This window comes from Yoonia sp. R2331, from assembly GCF_041103235.1.
In the GTDB taxonomy this organism is placed as follows: Bacteria; Pseudomonadota; Alphaproteobacteria; order Rhodobacterales; family Rhodobacteraceae; genus CANMYO01.
On sequence record NZ_JBGCUN010000001.1, the window covers coordinates 1,279,309 to 1,297,726 of the forward strand.

The following is an 18,418-nucleotide window of genomic DNA, read 5'->3' on the forward strand; positions in this document are numbered from 1 at the left end:
GCGGGCCTAGCGTGTGTTTTCGGTCAGGCGGCGCCGGACGTAGGTTTTGACGTGGTCGATCATCGGGTCCATGTGCGGGTCTTCAAAGAAGTGCCCGGCACCGTCCATTTCGGTATGGGTGATCGTGATGCCCTTTTGCTCGTGCAGCTTGTTCACAAGGCTGACGGTATCGGCAGGCGGGGCCACGCGGTCGTTGTTGCCGTTGATAATCAGCCCCGACGAGGGGCAGGGGGCCAGAAAGCTGAAGTCGTACATATTGGCGGGTGGGCTGACCGAGATGAAGCCGGTAATCTCTGGCCGCCGCATCAAAAGCTGCATTCCGATCCATGCGCCAAAGGAGAAGCCTGCGACCCAGCAGTGTTTGGCGTTGTTGTTCATGGATTGCAAGTAGTCGAGGGCCGAGGCCGCATCGGAAAGCTCACCCACGCCCTGATCATATTCGCCCTGGCTGCGGCCCACGCCACGGAAGTTGAAGCGCAGCACCGTGAAGCCCATGTTCAGGAAGGCGTAGTGCAGGTTGTAGACCACGCGGTTGTTCATCGTGCCGCCAAACTGCGGGTGCGGGTGCAGGATGATGGCGATCGGCGCGTCCCGGTCCTTTTGAGGATGATAGCGGCCTTCGAGGCGGCCTTCGGGTCCGGGAAAGATGACTTCGGGCATGTCGTTCCAACTTTGGTTGCGGGCCACGCATTCTTGACAGAAAAACTCAGGCACCTTAGAAGAGTTCTAAATCGACGCTGGTCAGCGGCGTCGGGGTTGATTTGACCTAATCAGCAACGGGGCAATCGTCAATGAGAATGGGGGGATAGCGCGATGAAACTGAGCACGAAAGGCCGTTATGCGATGGTCGCCCTTGCCGATCTGGCGCTGGAACCGGATGGACGTTTGGTCAACCTGACAGAGATTTCCAAGCGGCAGGATATATCGCTGCCCTATCTGGAGCAGTTGTTTGTGAAGCTGCGGCGCGCAGCCCTGGTGGAATCGGTGCGCGGCCCGGGGGGTGGGTATCGTCTGGCGCGGCCTGCCTCTGACATCCGCGTGGCGGATATTCTGGGTGCGGTGGATGAGACGGTCAGTGCGATGCACAAGGGGGCAGGTGCCTCTGGTGCGGCATCGGGCAGCCGGGCGCAGTCGCTGACCAACCGGTTGTGGGAGGGGCTGAGTGCCCATGTCTATGTGTTTCTGCACCAGACCCGTCTGTCGGATGTGGTGGGCAATGAAATGGCGCCGTGTCCTGCGGTCCCTGCGCTGTTCGAGGTTGTCGATGACTGATCCAAAGGCGCGGCTGCGCCGCACGACATTTGATTTAGAGAATGGGGGACGCTGTCCCCCAAACCCCCTGGCATATTTCTGTTCAAAAGAAAGAGCTGTGCGGTGAGCCGGGTCTATCTGGATCATAACGCCACGACGCCGCTGCGTGCTGAGGCGCGCACAGCGATGTTGGCGGCGATGGATGTGGTGGGCAATCCATCGTCGGTGCATGCCGAGGGGCGCGGAGCCAAGCGGGTTGTGGAAGAGGCGCGGCAGGCTTTGGCTGAGGCCACGGGGGCCGGTGAGGCGGATGTTGTGTTTGTGTCAGGCGCGACTGAAGCGGCGGCTTTGGCGTTGTCGGGGCGTGGCCTGAAGGCCAGCGGGTTGGAGCATGCAGCGGTTGCGGCCTGGGTCGATCCTGTTTTGCCGGTGGTGGATGGTGCGGTGCAGGTGGCTGATCCGGCAACATCAGTGGTGCAACTGGCCAATTCCGAGACCGGCCTGGTGCAAAGCTTGCCCGAGGGGCTGGCCGTCAGCGATATCACGCAAGGCTTTGGCCGGGTGCCGTTTTCCTATGCCTGGTCAGGGGTTGAGATGGTGTTTCTGTCTGCCCATAAGTTTGGTGGCCCCAAGGGTGTGGGTGCGCTGATCATCCCGCGCGGGCATGATCTGGCGGTACAGATCAAGGGTGGCGGGCAGGAAATGGGCCGCCGGTCGGGGACCGAAAACATCATTGGGATTGCGGGAATGGCGGCGGCTGCGACGGCGGCGCAACGTGATCTGGCGGATGGGCGGTGGGATCGGGTTGCAGAACTTAGAAATATTCTAGAAAAGGCCATTGAGGCCGCGCCGTTTGAAACTACTTCGGTTGGCAAGGGGTTTGACCGTTTGCCCAACACGGCCTGCATCATTGCGCCCAGCTGGAAGGGTGAGACGCAGGTGATGGCGATGGATCTGGCGGGCTTTGCCGTCTCGGCTGGATCGGCCTGTTCATCGGGCAAGGTCAAAGCCAGTGGCGTTTTGCCGGCGCTGGGGGTTGAGGCGGCCGATGCGGGGTGCGCTGTGCGCGTCTCTTTGGGGTTGGAAACCCGGCAAGAGGATATCGTGCAGTTCGCGGAGACGTGGATTGCCAAAGGACAAAAGGCGCGGTTGGCCGCGTGAGCGAGGTGCTGAGATGACCGTTATGGATCAAGTGGACGTCAAGGATGGCGTGGATCAGGACACCGTGGATGCGGTGGCCGAGCTATCGGGCAACTACAAATACGGTTGGGAAACCGAGATCGAGATGGACTACGCCCCCAAGGGCGTGAACACCGATATCGTGAAGCTGATTTCCAGCAAGAACAACGAACCCGAGTGGATGACCGAGTGGCGTCTGTCTGCCTTTGCGCGTTGGGAAAACATCGAAGAGCCCACATGGGCGATGGTCAATTACCCCGACATCGATTTTCAGGACATCTATTACTATGCGCGTCCCAAGAGCATGGAAGTGAAGCCCAAGTCGCTGGATGAGGTCGACCCCAAGTTGCTGGCGACCTATGACAAGCTGGGCATTCCGCTGAAGGAGCAGATGATCCTCGCTGGTGTTGAAGGGGCCGAGGATGCGCCTGCCGAGGGGCGCAAGGTGGCAGTGGATGCGGTGTTTGATTCCGTGTCCGTGGGCACGACGTTCCAGAAAGAGCTGGAAAAGGCGGGAGTGATCTTTTGTTCCATCTCGGAGGCGATTGAGAAGCACCCGGAACTGGTCAAGAAGTACCTGGGCACGGTGGTGCCGCCGTCGGACAACTTTTACGCAACGCTCAATTCGGCGGTGTTTTCGGATGGGTCGTTTGTTTACGTCCCACCCGGTGTGCGCTGCCCGATGGAGCTGAGCACCTATTTCCGGATCAACGCCGAAAACACGGGCCAGTTTGAACGCACGCTGATCATTGCCGACAAGGGGTCTTATGTGTCCTACCTTGAGGGCTGCACCGCGCCCAAGCGCGACACAGCACAGCTGCATGCGGCAGTGGTTGAGATCATTGTCGAGGAAGATGCAGAGGTGAAATATTCCACCGTGCAGAACTGGTATCCCGGCGATGCAGAGGGCAATGGCGGGATCTATAACTTTGTGACCAAGCGCGCCGATTGCCGGGGCGACCGGTCCAAGGTGATGTGGACGCAGGTGGAAACCGGTTCTGCGGTGACGTGGAAATATCCAAGCTGCATTTTGCGCGGGAATGATTCACAAGGTGAGTTCTATTCCATCGCGATTGCCAACAACATGCAGCAGGCCGATACCGGCACGAAGATGGTGCATCTGGGCAAGAACACAAAAAGCCGAATCGTGTCCAAGGGGATTTCTGCGGGCCGTGCGCAGAATACCTATCGGGGGCTGGTGTCGATGCACCCCAAGGCGAAAGAGTCTCGGAACTATACCCAGTGTGACAGCCTGCTGATCGGCGACAAATGCGGGGCGCATACGGTGCCTTACATCGAGGTGAAGAATAACAGCAGCCGGGTCGAGCATGAGGCGACCACATCCAAGGTGGATGATGATCAGCTGTTCTATTGCCGGTCGCGCGGCATGGATGAAGAAGAGGCTGTGGCGCTTGTCGTAAACGGGTTCTGCAAGGAAGTGCTGCAGGCGCTGCCGATGGAGTTTGCGATGGAAGCGCAGGCGCTGGTGGCGATTTCGCTTGAGGGGTCGGTGGGCTGATCAGAGCCCGAGAGCGAGTTATGGAAACTGAGATGTCAGACGTCAGCATAGATGGCCGCCGGAAACTGGCGAAGACATTGCGGCGCAAACCGTCCAGCGAAGCGACGCTGGTGTTTGCGTTCGGAGGCTCGGTTTTGTTCGTGGTGTTGTTTGCTTTGGCACCGATCTTTGTCATCCCGGTGGCTGAAGCGACGGGCCTGTCGCTTGCTGCGGTCACAGTCGTTTTGTCCTTCGGAACCGCCGGTCTATGGGCGGCGATCCATGGAAAGATGCTTGGTGCGAAGATCAAAGCTGCAAAGGCGATTGATACGCGGCTGCGTCGTGAAAAATCCAATGCCGATAGCAAAGATACACAGCGTAAGATCGCAGAAATGAGGTCATCATGAAAAGTGTTCTGCTGACATCTCTTCTGACCGGTTGCTTCTGTGCCGGCTTTGCGGGCGTCGTTGACGCGGTCACTGATGTGCTGACGATGTGGCAGGTGATCGGGCTGGGGGCGGTGTCCGGGGCCTGTGGATCGCTGCTGTCGCAGCTTGTGTTGGGGCGGCATAAATGACTGCTCAAATTGCCCATATTCGTCGTGATGCCGACGCAGGCCTGTCGCAATCCTGCCCATATCTCGCGTTAACCTTTTCAGAATTAGGTTATTTCAGCGAGGTTTGGACCGATGTCCGACCAGATGGCAGGCTTTCACACGCGCATCAAGCGTATCAAGGATCCCAAGAACACGTACTACGTGGATGGAGAGACCGGCACGTTTATTCCCAAGCGGGTGAACAAGCAGCAGATCAAGCAAGCCGCCAAGAAACGCAACGAAAAGGCCACGTTCGGCGGATTGGTCATGGCACTGATCCTTGGCGCGGTGATGCTGATGGGCGCGCGGTTCGTGCGCTGGACCTATCTGGGCATCGACGAGGCCGGGACCACAGCCGACACGCTGATGCTGATCGACTTTGGCATGGCCGCGATGGCGATCTTCATCCTTGGCGGGATGATCGGACAGAAATCACTGGCCCATATGACCGCACAAGTCGCGGGCATCGCCTGCATGTTGGTGACGATGCACAATCTGATCTGGCTCGCACCCGCAGAGTTCGCACAGGTCTTTGGGCAAGACTACGTCAATCAGGTGCAGGCCACTACGGCGCCCACATCGCTATATGTGCGCGGCGAGACGATCTTGATCCCGCTGGCCTAAGCCACCCACTCATCACAGAATTCAAGGCGTCGCCGGGCAACTGCCCGCGCGGCCCCTTTGCCGTTTAAGGAGAAAAAGACATGTTGGAAATCAAGAACCTGGCGGTTGATCTTGAAGAAGAAGAGAAGACGATCCTGAAGGGCGTCGATCTGTCGATTGCGCCCGGACAGGTGCATGCGATCATGGGGCCGAACGGGTCGGGCAAATCGACCCTGTCCTATGTGCTGTCCGGCAAGGATGGTTACGAAGTCACCTCTGGCTCGGCCATGTTGGATGACGCTGACCTGCTGGAGATGGAACCCGAAGAGCGCGCTGCGGCCGGCCTGTTTCTTGCGTTTCAGTATCCGGTTGAGATCCCCGGTGTGGGCAACATGACCTTTCTGCGGACGGCCGTGAATGCGCAGCGCAAGGCGCGGGGCGAAGAGGAGCTGTCAGCGGGCGATTTCCTGAAGGTCGTGCGTGAAAAGGCCAAGGCGCTGAAAATTGATGCGGACATGCTCAAACGTCCGGTGAACGTCGGATTCTCGGGCGGTGAAAAGAAGCGCAATGAAATCCTGCAGATGGCGATGCTGGAACCCAAGATGTGCGTGCTGGACGAAACGGATTCGGGTCTGGACGTCGATGCGATGAAGCTGGTGGCCGAAGGTGTGAACGCGCTGCGGTCTGAAGGGCGGTCATTCCTTGTGATCACCCACTACCAACGCCTGCTGGATCACATCAAACCCGATGTGGTGCACATCATGGCGGACGGCAGAATCGTCAAGACCGGCGGGCCAGAGCTTGCGCTTGAGGTTGAAAACAACGGTTATGCCGACATTCTGGCGGAGGTGGCCTGATGGCTTTGCCGCAAATGAAGGCCGACGCAACCGAGGCGCGGTTGAATGCCGTGAGCCTGCCAGAGGCGACTGCAGCTTGGGCGCAGGCCGCGCGTGCGGATGCGCTGGCGCGGACCCGTTCCATGGGGCTGCCGCATCGCCGGGATGAGTATTGGAAGTTCACTGACCCTGCCAGCCTTGTGCAGCCGGATGCGCCTGTGGCCGCCTTGTTTTACAATGACGAAGGTCCGCTGTTTGACGATGTGGACCGGATTAAGCTGGTGTTTGTGGACGGTGTTTTTGACGCCGCGCAATCAACGGACCTGACAGCTGAGGGCGTCGAGGTTGAGCGTCTGGCGGATGCGATGAACACTGATATCCATTGGGCCAAGGACCTTTATGGCGTGCTGGAAAAGCGCGGGCAGGACCCGGTGGCGCGGCCACTCGCATCGCTGAACACCGCATTGGCGACCGACGGCGCGGTGATCCGCGTGACTGGCAAGGCGTCAAAGCCGATCAACCTGATTTACCAACACGGTGATGACAGCTCTGACGCGGCGCTGCACAACCTCGTCAAGGTCGAGGCGGGCGCAGAGGTGACATTGCTGGAAACCGGCCCGGCTGCGGCGCGGTTTTCCAAGGTGCTTGAGGTGGATGTCGCGGAAGGTGGCACGTTCCACCACGTGCGTGCGCAGGGGCGCGACCACGAGCGCCGCGCGGTGACCCATTGCTTTGCGCGGGTCGCGGGCGAGAGCACTTTCAAGTCGTTCACACTGACGGTGAACGGGCGGTTGACGCGCAACGAATGTGTGCTGGAGATCATCGGCGATGATGCGACAGCCCATGTGGCGGGCGCGTGTGTCGGCGACGGTGACGATTTTCATCATGACGACACGGTTTTCATCACTCATGACGCGGTGAATTGCGAAAGCCGCCAAGTGTTCAAGAAGGTGCTGCGCAACGGGGCCGTGGGCGTGTTTCAGGGCAAAATTCTGGTCAAGCAAGGCGCGCAGAAGACCGATGGCTATCAGATCAGCCAGTCGCTTTTGCTGGACGGCGATAGCCAGTTCCTTGCCAAGCCAGAGTTGGAAATTTATGCCGATGACGTGGCCTGTAGCCACGGGTCAACCAGCGGGGCGATCAGCGAAGAGGCGTTGTTTTACCTGCGCTCGCGCGGGGTCGATGAAAAGACCGCGACCAACCTACTGACGCTGGCGTTTCTGGCCGAGGCGCTGGAAGAGATCGCGGATGACACCCTTGCAGATGCGTTGCGGGACCGGCTGGAAGGCTGGCTTGCCCGTCACAGCTGATGGCGGTGACCACCGATATCGTGCGCACGTGGCGGGGGCCGCGCGTCGTCATGCGCGAGCTTTTGGCGCAGGGGCGGCGCGAGGATCGGGCCGTTGCCTATGTGATTGTCGCCTGTCTGCTGATCTTTGTGGCCCAAGGTCCGCGTCTGTCACGTCAGGCGGCGGGCTTTGATCTGGCTCCGGGGACAGAGGCGCGCGATATCACCGAATTGCTGTCTTATGAGCTGTTCGCCTGGCTGATGCTGTGGCCGTTGCTGCTTTATGCGATTGCGGCGATCAGCCATGTCGTGGCGCGGGTCATTGGCGGCAAGGGCACGTTTTATACTGCGCGGCTGGCGCTGTTCTGGGCCTTGCTCGCCTCGACCCCGGTGCTGCTGCTTTATGGTCTGATGGCCGGCTTCGTGGGGCCGGGCGCGCAGACGCAAGTGGTAGGCGGCATCTGGGTCGCAGGCTTTGGCTGGCTTTGGCTGCAATGTCTGCGGGAGGCGGAAAGTTGAACGCGGTATTGCAGTTCATCGGGCGGTCTTTCGTCGACCCAAAGGGTGTGGCGACCATGCTGAACGCCCTGCGCCTTAACCGCGGGATCTTGTGGTCGATGATGGCCTTGGTGGTCTGCCTGTCGGTTCTGATGATGGTGGGCACACTTTCGATCTTTCCCGCGCCGTCGCAAAGCCAGCTGATGGTGTTGCCGCCCTTTGGGTTGGCGATCCTGCTGGGGTCGATCCTGGTTGCGATGGTCTTTGCCTTCTATTTCACCGGGCAGATGCTGGGTGGGACCGGGCGGTTTCCCGGTGCTTTACTGTTGCTGACGTGGTGGCAGGCGATGGGCGTTGCGGTGCAGGTCATCCAGCTTTTGACCGTGCTGATCTTGCCGTTCATGGTGCAAGTCGTGTCCATCGCGGGCTTTGCCTATCTGACGATCGCGCTGGTGCTGGCGGTCGATGTCCTGCACGGTTTTGCCAATATCGGCAAAGCGATTGCAACGATCATGATCGCCTTTCTTGGGACAGCCTTTGGGTTGGCCCTGATCCTTTCACTGGTGGGCGTCACGGCCCAGGGACTTGCCTTATGAGCTTTGACATCAACGCGATCCGCGCCGATTTTCCGATCCTGAGCCGCGAGGTAAATGGCAAGCCGCTGGTCTATCTGGACAACGGGGCGAGCGCGCAAAAGCCGCAGGTGGTGATTGACGCGATCACACGTGCCTATGCCGAGGAATACGCCAATGTGCATCGGGGCCTGCACTACCTGAGCAATCTGGCCACCGAGAAATACGAAGGCGTGCGCGGGATCATCGCAAAGTTCCTTGGTGTGCCGGATGAAAACAGCATCATTCTCAATTCTGGCACCACCGAGGGGATCAATATGGTCGCCTATGGCTGGGCCGCGCCGCGGTTGCAGGCGGGCGACGAGATTGTGCTGTCGATCATGGAACATCACGCCAATATCGTGCCCTGGCATTTCCTGCGCGAGCGGCAGGGTGTGGTGATCAAATGGGTGGATGTGGAACCGGATGGATCGCTGGACCCCCAGAAGGTGATTGATGCCATTGGCCCCAAAACCAAGCTGGTTGCGGTGACGCATATGTCAAATGTGCTGGGCACCTATGTGGATGTGAAAGCAATCACCGCGGGCGCGCATGACAAGGGTGTGCCGGTGTTGGTCGATGGATCGCAGGCGGCTGTGCACAGCCCCGTCAACATTGCTGATCTGGGTTGTGATTTCTACGCCATCACCGGTCACAAGCTTTATGGTCCATCCGGGTCGGGGGCGATTTATGTGGCACCAGACCGCATGGCCGAGATGCAGCCGTTTCTGGGCGGTGGCGACATGATCAAAGACGTCACCCGTGATGGCGTCATTTACAACGACGCCCCAATGAAGTTTGAGGCGGGCACACCGGGCATTGTCCAGACCATCGGGCTTGGCGTGGCGCTGGAATGGATGATGGATGTGGGCATGGAAAATATCGCAGCACATGAGGCTGACGTGCGCGACTATGCCGAGATGCGGTTTGCAGGGCTCAATTGGCTGCAGGTGCAGGGGACAGCGCCGGGTAAGGGAGCGATATTCTCGCTGTCGCTAGAGGGGGCGGCCCATGCGCATGATATCTCGACCGTGTTGGACAAGCGTGGTGTCGCGGTGCGTGCGGGCACACATTGTGCGATGCCATTGATGGAGCATATGGGGGTAAATGCCACCTGCCGCGCCTCTTTTGGCGTCTATAACACGACCGAAGAGGTGGATACCTTGGTGGACGCGCTGGAGCTGTGTCACGAGCTGTTTAGCTAAGGCACGCCGGGCCAGTCTGGCCCGACGCTGGTTGATTTAGCCGCAATACAGGTCTTCGCGGTGCTTTACGCCATCGCGGTGCTTTTCGACGTAGGCCATCAGGTTCGCCATAGAGCAGTGCTTGCCAAAGCCGGGCCAAGGGCTGAAGCCGGGGACGTGTAGCACGCTTTCGGGGTCTTCCTTGAGCAGGCGCACGATGACCGAGGCCACGATCTTGCCGCCCACACCGGTCAGCTTGCCTTTGCCGCTGGCTTGCGCCTCTTGCAGGCAATAGAACCACAGTGGCGTCTTGGTGATATGGTGATCCAGTAGCGCCTGTGGCGGATCAAGCGGTTTCATCCCCAGATGCCGCGCCATTTGCTGGCCTGAGGGCAACAGCATCGCGGTGCGGTCGCGCAGGATGTTGCGCAGGCCCAGCTTTTTGGCGCGATCCACCGGGATCTGCAGATCGCCCCATGTCAGGCCGGAGCCGACGATGAAGTCGGGCAGCTCAAAGAGCGTATCGGCCATGTCGGTGCCAACCGGCAGCGCCTTTTGCGCGTGGGGGCCGAAGAATTGCGCCATCTCAATCGTGGCCCCGTCGTCGCGCGGGCCAAAGCCGCGCAGGGCAAAAAGATCAAGCGGGGATTCACCTTTGCGCAGCACGTATTCCGGCTGCACCGTGGCATGGCCAAAACGATAGGCGGCGACCGAGAATTCCGCCGGCATCATCGGCGCACCGGGGAAGATGTCATGGGCCAGCGCGTGGTCGATATCAGCCTGATCCACAAATGACGGCAGGAATTCGTTCAGCACCAGCCATTGATAGTGCAGACGGATAAAGCGCCGCACCTCTTCAAAGCTGCGCAGGCCGGGGTTGATGGTGTCGTGCCAGACCTCTGACCGGATACCCATCGCGGCACAGTTGGACACATCGTGGTGGCTGTCGGCATTCGCCTCTGCGTGGTCCATGAGGATGTTGTGCAAACAGATGAACGCACCTTGGATCTGGCTGACGAGGATGTTTTCGTCATTGCGAAAATCCCCGATCAGCGCGCGGCCATGATGGTTGCGGGGCAGATCGTGCGGGCTGTCCTTGCGGCCGAACAGCATGTATTCGGACAAGTGCCCCTCGCCATAGAGATAGGGAGAGGCCTCTGGCCCGTCGCCATAGACGCAATCAAGGTCAAGGTTGGGTGTGCGGATGTTGCGGATCGAGCGGGGGTCAATCCGGGTGCCAATGGCACTGGTGGCGTCCAGCGTGATATCATGGTCGATGAATTGACCAAAGAAGGTCATACCAGCCTCTGCCGGGCCATCCTTGACCGTATTAACGCGCATGGTTTCCACCAGCGCGTCAAAGCCATCCACGATGGTTTGCCTGGACAGGTTGCCGGTGACCGGGTTGGCGCCCAGCAGATAGCCAAAAATCTGCGGCAGGGGGCGGTCGTCATTAAGGGCATGATGGTCGAGGCATTCCTTGAGAAACAGGTCAAGCCGCGACATGCCGTGGGGCATCTTCGTCATTGAATTTCTCCGTTCAAAAATGTGTTGGTTTGAAAAGTGCCACTAGGGTGCGGGAACCGGGTGTCGCGGCAAAGTCGGGGAATCCTGACCAGCGAAGCATTGCCGATTGCGTGTTGCAGGGCAGGTTTCGGGCGGCTATAGCGGGATCAACGGTCCGTTAGCTCAGCTGGATAGAGCGCTGCCCTCCGAAGGCAGAGGCCAGAGGTTCGAATCCTCTACGGACCGCCACCCCATGTGTTGACCGCTAGAAACGTCAATCATTTCATAACCTTAGCTTCTGAGTTAACAGTTGGACTTGCCGGGTTAACAGATTGCGCGCCCTGCACCGCCTGACGCTTGTTCGCCCGTTCCGTGTAAAGCTGCACTTCCTCAAGCGTCACATGCCCGACCCAGCCCTGCATTCCGAGCAATGAAACGCCCGATTCCGCCAGCGTGTTCATGCGATATTTGCGCAACCCGTGGGCTGACAGATCGGGCAGCTTTGCTGTGGTGCAAGCCGCAGAAAACCAGCTACTGAACGACTTGCGGCTGCGCGGCTTTCCGTAGACCGTCAGGATGAACATGGCCTGATCCGGTTGCAGGCATTTCATTAGGTCTTCTCGCTGCCGCTCAAGCCCCCATGCGGGTGCGGTCCATGGCACGTGAGCCGGGTTGCCGGTCTTTTCCTGGGTGAAGTGCAAAAGCCCGTCGCGGCGCACCATCTGCCGCCCTAGCAGCACGGCATCACTTGCACGCGCCCCTGTCCATTGCAGCAACTCACAGGCAAGCCTCTGAGGCGTACCTATGGGCCAGTGCTTGCGGAAGGCGTCAAGATCGTCATGCGTCCATTCCTTGTGACCCGCTGTCTTTGGCATCTTCTTGCGCTTCACCGGGGCCGATACGTCCGTATCAATCCAGCCTTTGGACTTCCAGAACGGACAGAGGTGCCGCCATGCTGTCAGGCGCGACTTGGCAACGGCGGGTGTCAGGGGGCCTAGATCGGCTTCGATGTGACGGGGTTGCAGGTCGGCCATGTATGCGGAATCGCCCTTGGCGCTGATAGCCTCGATGTGGCGGCGGTTGTTTACCTTAGAACCCGGTTTCATAGAGAGAAAGTCGGTTGTTGCTAGGTATGCCTCACAGCCCGCCCTGATTGTCCCTGACTTTGCCCGCGCTCTCACAGGCCCGTTCTTTTGCTCCTCTGCCAGCCATGCAGCGACAAATTCGGGGTGATCTTCGGGGATGTCATTGGGTAGGGGCGCGCGGGTCTTTCGGTGATACTTGAACACCTTGCCGTTTTTCTTTGTGACGCGCCACACGTTGCGTTGCTTCACGACCCGAACGCCTCGTCGCATGAGTTTGGCCCCTCTGGTTCACCTTCGTATCTCAGTGAATCAGCATAGGCGTCCAGATCAGCTTTTTCATAGACCCAATTTCCACCGTCTTTTTTGCGGGGGATTTTCTTCTCGCGCAACTTGCTTTCGGACATACCGATATAGGCCGCAGCGGCGCTTGCCTGCATGAGCCTGGGGATGAATGAAAACTGGTGCCGCGCTTGGGTCATGGCGTCAGTCCTTGGTGGGGGTCCATTTGGAGCAAGCAGGAGAGCGCGATAGAACGTCTGTTCTTCGCCCTTTAGTCCAGCACGCGCGGTTCAATTCGCATTTCAGATATGTTTTTGCCCAACTCGAACGGTGCAGGTTCCCGCATGAGCCGCACGTTTCCCCGTCCGGGCCGGTGCCGGGATAATCGGCATACCCTGCGGGGGTAGGGTCTTTGCGTTTGGCCTTGCTTACCGGCTTCACCTTGAAGCCAAACAGGTCAACGGCCATCACTCCCGCTCCCCATGCTGTGCGATCAGGGCGCGGAGTTCGTCCGCACAACCTGATAGGGCCAAGTATTCGGTTTGTAGTTTCTGGCGAATAAGCGGAGAGAATGCGCGATTTTGCGACTGGCGTTTTGCTACCTCCGCTTCGCTCTCCCACTTCTCAGCCAGCCGTTCCAGCGCGTCACGATCCATCGGTGTTCTCCTTGTGGGTGAGGGTGCGTTGCGATGCCTCCGTTCTATGCAGGCTTGCGCAGAACGATTGCGCCGACTTCATGTCTGCAAACTTGCCGGAATCCCGAGCATTTGAGGCATACCAAAGGCCGGACAGGCAACTATCTGCTGGGAAGGCGGTCACATGATAAACAAGACCCAAGCCCACAGCAAAAGCGCCTGGCCGGCCATCGCTGAATGGGTTCCATCGCAGTGCTTCATCCGCCATCGGTGTTCTCCTGTAGGGCGGCGCGAATGCGGGCTTCATAGTCGGCCTGCGCGGCGTTTTTCAGTGGGGAAAAATCATCTTCATGAATCCGTTCCAACAACGTTTCGCTGCATGCCCTGACGCTTTGCCACCATCGGGCATTGTCGTGGTAAATCAGATCAAGATACAGGCCCGAAAAATCATCGGTGTCGTCCATCACAAAATAGGTTCCGAAAAGGCAGACAGCCATTGACAAGACCGGCCCGTCAATCACTGGGTGGTCCTCCCACACCAGCGGCTTGACCTTTGGCCCGGCCTCCAACTCCGCGATACGCTCCCGCAGGCGGGCGTTTTCGGCGGTGAGGGCGTCGAGCGCCAATGATGCTTGACCCATACATCCCGCTTCTCCATCCGACCTGACGCCTGCGAAAGCATCAAGCGCCTCTGCCAGCTTCTTCACATCATCCATATCCACAGTCCTTTCAAAATAGCAGCCCACACGCTCGCGACGGTGAACAGCACAATGGCGTTCAACAGCACATCTAGGGCGGTCAGGGGGCCTAGCACTTGAACCACGTTCTGCGCCCGCACTTTTTGCAACGGACGGATTGAGCATGTCCTCGGCCACCCTCGTCGGACCCCCAAGTGCCTCGCGGCCCAACGTTCTCCCAGACATGAAGGCATCCGTGCCAAATTAATCCTAGAAGTCGCATCATCCTTCATTCCTTTCCGCCACCGGGCCGGGGTGTCCGGTCTCCGGTGGCCTTGCTGTGCGCCGGGGCGCGGGAATCCCCGGTGCCGTCACAGTATTCGCAATGTTTGTATCTGTTGCCATCGACAGCCGACCAGCCATGCCAGCGCGTCCCGTTTCCGTGGCACTGGTGACAAATGCCCGTTTCGCTTGCCCACTGTTCCCTGAACTCTAGGAGTTCTCTCCTTGTCAATGACACTGAAATTTCCGTGCTGGGGTCCATGTCCCGCCAAGTGATCTGGCCCTTGCGTTTTCCAGATTTTAGGGGACGGCCCACGCCACCGGTGAACTCTATGGACGCAAACGGTGTTCCGTGGTTCTTGGCTTCCCAACGATATATGTCCCAGCCATCTGGCAACTCACCTTTCGCCTGAATGGCCATAAGGTCAAAATTGAACTGTTGGCGCTCCATCACGCTCTCCTGTGTGTTTCGTCATTCACCACGCGATGCAGCGCGGCTTGTGTTGCGTCATCCAGTTCGCGGGCGTGGGTCTGATACCAGTCAATGAAGGCTTCAGTCACAACCTGAGGTGGGCGCGGCGGAAGCGGCTTGTTGCTCATCGCGGCTTGTCGAGGATCAAACGGGTCGATTAGGTGCATCCTTCTTCTCCATCATCATAAGGTTGAGTTCTGCCAGCATGGCGGCAATCGCGGGGGTCCAGGGGTTGCGGTGGGTCATGACGTGGGCCTGAAAAAAGAAAGGTTTGTCAGAAAAACCAACGGAATTTGCTGAATTTCATGGCCGGGGTGTATGCTCACAAGGCTTTCAGCGACTCGCCTGTCTGTGTTGCATTGCGGAGAGGCGTCACGCGAAGCCTTGCGCGAGCCACGATCCCAGAAAGCAATGCCTTTCTCAGGGTGGACGCACCAGAAAGCATCGACAATCACCTCACCAGATTTAGGCTCCCGCGCAACTGACAACGGCAAGTGGTAAGTCTTTGAGTGATCCATCACGCTTCCCCCACATACACAGGCAAGCGCGCATCAATCAGCGGAAGGTCAAACCACCCATCCTCAAAGATGGACGGTGGCGGGCAGGGGGAAGGGGTCGATATCGGGTTAAGCATGGGCTTTGGCCTCCAATTCAGCGAGGCGCTTCATGTCGGCGAGCGCCTTTTCGTTGGTGGTGTAAAAGTTGGGCATCCGCTCAAGAGACGGGTCACTTGCAAGGTAGATCACTGCCGCTGCGGCTGGTGTTCCCATCGCAAATTCAAGCGCCTTCCCGCCCTCACCGGCAAGCGTGACCGCCCATCCGGCGCGGCAGTGCGCAGTGCCGCAGTGCCAAGTTTCCATTTTGAGCGCGCCCGGTTGTGACGCTGCCTCATAAATTGCAGTATGTATGTTTTCGATTTTCACCGGACAATCGCGCAGGTCGGCACCGCTCAGGTCGGCACCGCGCAGGACGGCACCGCTCAGGACGGCACCGCGCAGGTCGGCATCGCTCAGGTCGGCACCGCGCAGGTCGGCATCGCGCAGGTCGGCATCGCGCAGGTCGGCATCGCGCAGGTCGGCATCGCGCAGGTCGGCATCGCGCAGGTCGGCATCGCGCAGGTCGGCACCGCTCAGGTCGGCATCGCTCAGGACGGCATCGCGCAGGTCGGCATCGCGCAGGTCGGCACCGCTCAGGTCGGCATCGCTCAGGACGGCATCGTTTTTGATTGCCCATTTGACAGCAAGCCCAACCTTGACGCCAAGCGAGGCGCTTTCATCGGCCTCTATTTCGGCGGTGAATCTTACTGCGCCGGTCCATCGCGATCTAATCTCGAATTTCATGGTTCTCTCCTATTCTCCGGCCAGCAGGGTCAGCCCTGCGGCGGTATTCCAATGAACCCCCGACGCTCGTGGGACGGTTATGCGCCGGGGGCTATCCCGCGAGTGGGATTAGAGTTCCAAAAATTCGCGCGCCCTATCCTTTGGCTCGCCTTCTAGCGAAGCCATTGCGCTTACGATGTTGCGGAAATCCATGAGTGCGTCGAAACACTCCTTGACCTCAGCGGCAAACTCTTGCGGCTCTTGACCGTCAAGCGCCACATCGCCGTAATTGACCCATAGACCCAACTTTGTGCGGGTCATGATGATCTTGTTCAGGGTGCTTTCTTTCTTCGGCATTTCTTTCTCCTTAAACAGGCGGGTAGGGCCAGATCAGATCAGCCCCGATCAAGACGGACACGGCGAATACAGCGAGGTAGAACACGTCACGGATGCGCCACTTGCGGCGGGCCTCTATGCCTTCGCGGACGTTGGCAAAGCGGGGGAGGTCGCGGGGGGTCATGACCAGAAGCCTCCGTCCCATAGGACAGCAACCCAGATGCCGGACCGGATGAGGGACGTCCAAGCACTGTAATTCCGCTCAATCGGTGTTCCATGTAGAGCCAAATGAATGCCGCAATGCAGCGTAAGCATCATCACGACGACAATTTGCGGCCACTCCATCACTTCTTTCCTCTCATCATTTCATTCTGCTCCGCCAGAATCGCGGCGACGTATTCGGTCCAGTTGGCGGGGGTCATGCTGCGTTAAGGGCGTTGAAATACGCGGCTCGCTCAATCGCATCAGGGGTCACATCAATCAGCGCGCCCGCTTCGGTTGCGGTTGGGAAGTCCATGCGAAAAACCCATGCTTCCCGCCCCTCGCTGGTTTGCTCGATGTAGGCATCCACGGCGTCGTCAAAGCTGCCGGGGTCGGACGCATTGCCAAGACCCAGATCGCCAAAGTGCGCCATCGTAACGTAAGTGTGTGCGGGTAGTGCGGTCATTGTGTCTCTCCTAAGCTTCGGAAATGAGTTGCAGCAGCGTGTCCCGCTGACGAATACGGGCGGCACTGGCATCGGCGGCGGCACGGGCGGCATAGGCGGCGGCATAGGCGGCGGCATAGGCGGCGGCATAGGCGGCGGCATCGGCGGCATAGGCGGCGGCATCGGCGGCATAGGCGGCGGCATCGGCGGCATAGGCGGCATAGGCGGCGGCATCGGCGGCATAGGCGGCGGCATAGGCGGCATCGGCGGCATCGGCGGCGGCAGGCCAATCGCGCCCTTCGGCCAGCAAGCCCACGCCTGCAATCACTGGATCAATCACCGCCTGAATCTTGTCAGGCTGGGGCGGCAATGCCCGCAATTCAGCAGCAAGAAATTTCCAGACGACCAGCGACAGGTCTTTCCCGTCATGCCCAACCGCCTGCGGAATGGCCGCGAAAAATGCCTTACCTTCATCATCCGGCAGCGCCTCGAAGATGCCCTCGCATAGCCGCGTCAAGGCAATGGGAAAGCCGAAGCGATCCAGCAGAACCTTCGGGTCGCTTGAATGCGCAAGGCACCCGATAAAGCAGCCTTTGCCAGCACCCTCGTCCCAATACGTCCCCCGCACCAGCGCATCCGCGTCAATGTGCGCTTTGACCTCTTGCGTCAGAATGGCGTGGTTCTTGGTTAGCATCGTGTCTCTCCTTCGGCCCGTGGTGGGCTGTTGGAGATAGATTATATCCGCAATCGCGGACAGTCAACAATATATCCGCGATTGCGGATAAAATAATTTGGACGCGTTAAGACTTTGTTAGGACATTGCCGCACAGCATGGTTACTATTGGGTGATTTTATTAGGGTGGTGTTATGAAGGTGGGCGATTTGCTGGCGCTACTTCGATCTAAGACAAGCGACGAGATTTCACAGATCGCCGCTAAGGTAGAGCGCGCTACTCGCGACCAAGAAGGGCAAGGATTGCAGCCCGGGTCTTCGCGTCAGACTCGAGGCCGCTTACAATAGTTTCGGTTTCTTTTGTGATCTCTGCGCCTAATAGAGCATAGGACAAGCTAACGTCCAACTCTTTGCAAATCCTGATAAATCGGTCGAGCGTTGGCTCTTTGTTGTCGCGCAGAATGCCATGCAGGTAGCCGTGCGACAGACGTGCCGCGAGGGAGATATCCCTCATCGAACGACCATCTCTTTCAACGGCGGCTTCAAGCCGACCTCTCCACAGGTCATCACTCATGCCCCATCTTCTACGCTCATCCGTGGAAAAAGCACGTCCGCAATAAGTGACGCTTGACGTATCCGCGATTGCGGATATAACTACCCCATGCAACATCAAACCACCCTAATAGACGCGGTTGAAACCTTCCTGGCGGAGAGCGGGATGGGCGAGACGTATTTCGGCAAACTAGCCGCGCGCAACAGTGAGTTGGTCAAGCGGCTGCGTTCTGGTGGCCGCGTGTGGCCTGAAACGGAAGCCGAGGTTCGGGACTTCATTGATAAAAATTCTCCTGAGTCTGACGCGCCTTCTTCTGCGGCTGCGCAGCCCGGAGGTTCCTTGCCTTCCCATAAACGTTTGGGCGGCGAACGTGAAATTCAAGGGGAACCCGGAAAGGTCGCGTCATGACCTGC

General features: G+C 58.9%; 26 protein-coding genes and 1 tRNA gene. 13 read left to right on the top strand and 14 right to left on the bottom strand.

The window, feature by feature from the left end; all coding sequences use genetic code 11:
• Positions 1–6: 6 nt before the first annotated feature.
• Positions 7–660: an alpha/beta hydrolase gene (locus AB3Y40_RS06535; protein ID WP_369439617.1), complete on the bottom strand. Its 654-nt coding sequence runs from the start codon at positions 658–660 to the stop codon at positions 7–9.
• A gap of 153 nt (positions 661–813) precedes the next feature.
• On the opposite strand from AB3Y40_RS06535, the gene iscR reads away from it, so the two are divergent.
• From iscR to AB3Y40_RS06590, 11 genes are all read left to right on the top strand, one after another.
• The gene (iscR, locus tag AB3Y40_RS06540; protein WP_369437987.1) at positions 814–1,272 is read left to right on the top strand and encodes a Fe-S cluster assembly transcriptional regulator IscR; all 459 of its coding nucleotides are present in this window, start codon (positions 814–816) and stop codon (positions 1,270–1,272) included.
• Between the two features lie 102 nt (positions 1,273–1,374).
• Positions 1,375–2,412, top strand: a complete 1,038-nt coding sequence (locus AB3Y40_RS06545; RefSeq protein WP_369437988.1) for a cysteine desulfurase family protein — start codon at positions 1,375–1,377, stop codon at positions 2,410–2,412.
• 13 nt (positions 2,413–2,425) lie between these two features.
• Positions 2,426–3,949 (top strand): Fe-S cluster assembly protein SufB, encoded by a 1,524-nt coding sequence (gene sufB / locus AB3Y40_RS06550; RefSeq protein WP_369437989.1) that lies wholly within the window; start codon positions 2,426–2,428, stop codon positions 3,947–3,949.
• A 32-nt stretch (positions 3,950–3,981) separates the two neighbouring features.
• Complete coding sequence (locus tag AB3Y40_RS06555; RefSeq protein ID WP_369437990.1) at positions 3,982–4,335, top strand: hypothetical protein; 354 nt, start codon at positions 3,982–3,984, stop codon at positions 4,333–4,335.
• On the top strand, positions 4,332–4,505 hold the full coding sequence (locus tag AB3Y40_RS06560; protein ID WP_369437991.1) for a hypothetical protein: 174 nt from the start codon (positions 4,332–4,334) through the stop codon (positions 4,503–4,505). Before AB3Y40_RS06555 ends, AB3Y40_RS06560 begins: the two co-directional genes overlap by 4 nt.
• 111 nt (positions 4,506–4,616) lie before the next feature.
• The gene (locus AB3Y40_RS06565; protein ID WP_369437992.1) at positions 4,617–5,147 is read left to right on the top strand and encodes a hypothetical protein; all 531 of its coding nucleotides are present in this window, start codon (positions 4,617–4,619) and stop codon (positions 5,145–5,147) included.
• Positions 5,148–5,227: 80 nt separating this feature from the next.
• Positions 5,228–5,983 (top strand): Fe-S cluster assembly ATPase SufC, encoded by a 756-nt coding sequence (gene sufC, locus AB3Y40_RS06570; RefSeq protein WP_369437993.1) that lies wholly within the window; start codon positions 5,228–5,230, stop codon positions 5,981–5,983.
• Entirely contained in the window at positions 5,983–7,272 is a 1,290-nt protein-coding gene (locus AB3Y40_RS06575; protein WP_369437994.1) for a SufB/SufD family protein, read from the top strand. The genes sufC and AB3Y40_RS06575 overlap by 1 nt, the downstream gene beginning before the upstream one ends.
• The gene (locus tag AB3Y40_RS06580) at positions 7,272–7,769 is read left to right on the top strand and encodes a hypothetical protein (RefSeq protein ID WP_369437995.1); all 498 of its coding nucleotides are present in this window, start codon (positions 7,272–7,274) and stop codon (positions 7,767–7,769) included. Before AB3Y40_RS06575 ends, AB3Y40_RS06580 begins: the two co-directional genes overlap by 1 nt.
• A complete protein-coding gene (locus tag AB3Y40_RS06585; protein ID WP_369437996.1) occupies positions 7,766–8,344 on the top strand; it encodes a YIP1 family protein in 579 nt (192 codons plus the stop codon). The genes AB3Y40_RS06580 and AB3Y40_RS06585 overlap by 4 nt, the downstream gene beginning before the upstream one ends.
• Positions 8,341–9,564: a cysteine desulfurase gene (locus tag AB3Y40_RS06590; RefSeq protein ID WP_369437997.1), complete on the top strand. Its 1,224-nt coding sequence runs from the start codon at positions 8,341–8,343 to the stop codon at positions 9,562–9,564. The genes AB3Y40_RS06585 and AB3Y40_RS06590 overlap by 4 nt, the downstream gene beginning before the upstream one ends.
• Positions 9,565–9,600: 36 nt before the next feature.
• On the opposite strand, the gene AB3Y40_RS06595 is transcribed toward AB3Y40_RS06590, so the two are convergent.
• On the bottom strand, positions 9,601–11,070 hold the full coding sequence (locus AB3Y40_RS06595) for a peroxidase family protein (protein ID WP_369437998.1): 1,470 nt from the start codon (positions 11,068–11,070) through the stop codon (positions 9,601–9,603).
• A 151-nt stretch (positions 11,071–11,221) separates the two neighbouring features.
• Between AB3Y40_RS06595 and AB3Y40_RS06600 the strand changes: the two genes are divergently transcribed.
• Positions 11,222–11,298 (top strand) — tRNA-Arg (locus AB3Y40_RS06600).
• A gap of 29 nt (positions 11,299–11,327) precedes the next feature.
• Here the strand turns inward: AB3Y40_RS06600 and AB3Y40_RS06605 are convergent.
• The 12 genes from AB3Y40_RS06605 to AB3Y40_RS06660 form a co-directional block, all read right to left on the bottom strand.
• Positions 11,328–12,155, bottom strand: a complete 828-nt coding sequence (locus tag AB3Y40_RS06605) for a tyrosine-type recombinase/integrase (RefSeq protein ID WP_369437999.1) — start codon at positions 12,153–12,155, stop codon at positions 11,328–11,330.
• Between the two features lie 224 nt (positions 12,156–12,379).
• Positions 12,380–12,613: a helix-turn-helix domain-containing protein gene (locus AB3Y40_RS06610; protein WP_369438000.1), complete on the bottom strand. Its 234-nt coding sequence runs from the start codon at positions 12,611–12,613 to the stop codon at positions 12,380–12,382.
• 267 nt (positions 12,614–12,880) lie between these two features.
• A complete protein-coding gene (locus tag AB3Y40_RS06615; RefSeq protein ID WP_369438001.1) occupies positions 12,881–13,069 on the bottom strand; it encodes a hypothetical protein in 189 nt (62 codons plus the stop codon).
• A complete protein-coding gene (locus AB3Y40_RS06620; protein ID WP_369438002.1) occupies positions 13,059–13,316 on the bottom strand; it encodes a hypothetical protein in 258 nt (85 codons plus the stop codon). The genes AB3Y40_RS06615 and AB3Y40_RS06620 overlap by 11 nt, the downstream gene beginning before the upstream one ends.
• On the bottom strand, positions 13,306–13,764 hold the full coding sequence (locus tag AB3Y40_RS06625; RefSeq protein ID WP_369438003.1) for a hypothetical protein: 459 nt from the start codon (positions 13,762–13,764) through the stop codon (positions 13,306–13,308). Before AB3Y40_RS06625 ends, AB3Y40_RS06620 begins: the two co-directional genes overlap by 11 nt.
• A gap of 250 nt (positions 13,765–14,014) precedes the next feature.
• Complete coding sequence (locus tag AB3Y40_RS06630) at positions 14,015–14,458, bottom strand: hypothetical protein (protein WP_369438004.1); 444 nt, start codon at positions 14,456–14,458, stop codon at positions 14,015–14,017.
• A 647-nt stretch (positions 14,459–15,105) separates the two neighbouring features.
• Complete coding sequence (locus AB3Y40_RS06635) at positions 15,106–15,819, bottom strand: pentapeptide repeat-containing protein (protein WP_369438005.1); 714 nt, start codon at positions 15,817–15,819, stop codon at positions 15,106–15,108.
• 108 nt (positions 15,820–15,927) lie between these two features.
• The gene (locus AB3Y40_RS06640) at positions 15,928–16,155 is read right to left on the bottom strand and encodes a hypothetical protein (protein ID WP_369438006.1); all 228 of its coding nucleotides are present in this window, start codon (positions 16,153–16,155) and stop codon (positions 15,928–15,930) included.
• 10 nt (positions 16,156–16,165) lie between these two features.
• Positions 16,166–16,318 carry a hypothetical protein gene (locus AB3Y40_RS06645; RefSeq protein ID WP_369438007.1) on the bottom strand — a complete coding sequence of 51 codons (153 nt, stop codon included), beginning with the start codon at positions 16,316–16,318 and terminating at the stop codon, positions 16,166–16,168.
• 234 nt (positions 16,319–16,552) lie between these two features.
• A complete protein-coding gene (locus AB3Y40_RS06650) occupies positions 16,553–16,801 on the bottom strand; it encodes a hypothetical protein (protein WP_369438008.1) in 249 nt (82 codons plus the stop codon).
• Between the two features lie 10 nt (positions 16,802–16,811).
• Positions 16,812–17,474, bottom strand: coding sequence for a hypothetical protein (locus AB3Y40_RS06655; protein ID WP_369438009.1), 663 nt, complete (start codon positions 17,472–17,474; stop codon positions 16,812–16,814).
• 255 nt (positions 17,475–17,729) lie between these two features.
• The gene (locus AB3Y40_RS06660) at positions 17,730–18,026 is read right to left on the bottom strand and encodes a helix-turn-helix domain-containing protein (RefSeq protein ID WP_369438010.1); all 297 of its coding nucleotides are present in this window, start codon (positions 18,024–18,026) and stop codon (positions 17,730–17,732) included.
• Positions 18,027–18,113: 87 nt separating this feature from the next.
• Between AB3Y40_RS06660 and AB3Y40_RS06665 the strand changes: the two genes are divergently transcribed.
• Positions 18,114–18,413, top strand: a complete 300-nt coding sequence (locus tag AB3Y40_RS06665) for a hypothetical protein (protein WP_369438011.1) — start codon at positions 18,114–18,116, stop codon at positions 18,411–18,413.
• Positions 18,414–18,418: the final 5 nt, after the last annotated feature.